The sequence below is a fragment of the Tardiphaga sp. genome (assembly GCF_041424195.1).
Lineage (GTDB): Bacteria > Pseudomonadota > Alphaproteobacteria > Rhizobiales > Xanthobacteraceae > Tardiphaga.
Genome location: NZ_JBGMOE010000067.1, coordinates 1 through 1,859 on the forward strand (window position 1 = coordinate 1; position 1,859 = coordinate 1,859).

Sequence of the window (1,859 nt, forward strand, 5' to 3'; positions counted from 1 at the left end):
AGCTCAGTTCATTCGAACTCTCCTTTCTTCTTCGCGCCACAACGGCGCACGCCCTGCCGGGTGACGATCACCTTGCGAAGGGTGCATGGGGAAGGGGTTTCGCCCTGATCAGTCAGGAGCGATTTGCTGTTAACCCGCCCGCTGGCGCGGCCGGGGCAAATCCAAATCTCTCTCTAACATCTCGGTATCAGACAAGCTTCATCGCCGTAGTGTGATGTGCCTTGGGGGGCTTTCTCAAGGATGCGCGGTCCCCCCAATTTTCCCGGGTCCGCCGCTGCGCTTTGGACCCAAGAAAATCGGTTCCCCCACGCCCCGCCGAGGCGGCGCGGGGACAAGCCCCGCGTCCCTGACAAAGCCCCGTCGGCCCATCCGATGAGATTTCATCTTTCATCCAATCCCGGATGAGAGATCGACTTGTTCGGAGGCTTTTATGACTTCTTTCAACAACTTCGCCGATCTTGCCAGCTTCATCGCCGCCTCGCGCGAGGACGAGGGCCTGACCCAGACCTACGAGGGCGCGTTCATCGAACACAGCGAAATGGCCAAGCTCAGCGTCGTCGAGGCGCCCGAAGCGCTCGACATGCCCGATCCGGAGCAGGTGCGGGCCGCCGTCGAGATGATGATGGCGACGATGTTCGACGTGCTGCGCGACACCCGCATGGAACCGTTCGCGGCCGATCTGGCTTGGGGCTTCGCCAACAGCTTCCATGTGGTGGCGAAGCGGATCGAAGGCCGCGAGGATGACGCCGCCAAGAAGCTCGGCGATCTCGCCCGCAGCTACGACCCCTCGGAGATCTACGCCACCGAGCTGGAGGACACCCAGCTCCTCTGCCAGACGCTGCAGGGATGCCGCGAGGCGATGGAGTGCATGCGCGACCACGCCGCCGAAGTCTATCGCGTCGAAACGGGCAAGCCCTTCTCGCCGGTGCGGGGGAGCCGGGTTTCCACTGCCTTCAACGCCTCGATGATCGATGCCCGCGACTATCTCGCTTCCCGCGCCCGTGAACGCCGCGAGCAGTTCGCACCCGAAGGTCCGGTGGTTGCCTTCTCCGGCGGTCAGGTCTGGGAGGACGCGGACCTTCTCTGGAACGGCCTCGACAGCATCAAGACCCGCATCCCGGAGATGATCCTTGCGACCACGGCGCAGGCGAAGGGCTGCGATGCGGTCGCGCACGCATGGGCGGCATCGCGCGGCGTCAAAGTCATCCAGTTCCGCCTCGATCGGAGCCAGGGCAACCGCGCCGCCTTCGTCCGCAACGACCGCATCCTCAACCTCAAGCCCGTCGAAGCGGTTATCTGCGAAGGGTCGGGCATCCAGCAGAATCTCGCGCAGAAGCTCCGGCAGGCAGGCGTCCCACTCCACATCGTGCGTCTCGCGCACCAGCGCACTGCACAGCGGGCGTGAGTGCTCGTGGAGAGGCTCCGGCTTCGGCCGGGGCCTCTCCTCTTTTTCTTGCGTGGGAGTGCGGCGCTCAGGGGCATCGAGCCCCTTCGCGCCGCGAGACCTGAGCACCTGCGCGCTCGCTTTCGGGCCCTTCGACGGCTGTCCCGGCCCGCACTGCGGCCAAAGGGGAGGGGGTGAGAGACATCGGTTCAACAAGGGAGGACGAGATGTCCATAACGTTCAGCATTGTCACGTCCGCCGACGACAGCTGCGATCTCTACGCGGTTCTTGCATCCGAGCAGCTCACGCATTTTCTCGACATATTGCGTGCCGAAAGCGATCGTTCGAACACCGTTCTGCTCGATGGCGAAGGGGATCTCGCGGCGATGCTTTCCGACGGCTTCGAAGCACGCGTCTGCCCGGTTGAGAACACCGGGAATAAAAGGGGCCACGGATCGGCCGGTAGCACCGGATT

Annotated in this window: 3 protein-coding genes; all 3 read left to right on the forward strand. The window is 63.9% G+C overall.

The window, feature by feature from the left end:
* On the forward strand, positions 1-215 hold a 215-nt coding region (locus ACEK02_RS10800; protein ID WP_371421711.1), incomplete at its 5' end, for a hypothetical protein.
* Positions 216-430: 215 nt separating this feature from the next.
* Complete coding sequence (locus ACEK02_RS10805) at positions 431-1,405, forward strand: DUF2493 domain-containing protein (RefSeq protein ID WP_371421712.1); 975 nt, start codon at positions 431-433, stop codon at positions 1,403-1,405.
* Between the two features lie 173 nt (positions 1,406-1,578).
* Positions 1,579-1,859 (forward strand): hypothetical protein (locus tag ACEK02_RS10810; RefSeq protein WP_371421713.1); only part of this gene is annotated, 281 nt, incomplete at its 3' end.

What these genes read in the sequence shown, in the direction of transcription:
- ACEK02_RS10805 (WP_371421712.1), top strand. Translation starts at nt 431, where the DNA reads ATGACTTCTTTCAACAACTTCGCCGATCTTGCCAGCTTCATCGCCGCC.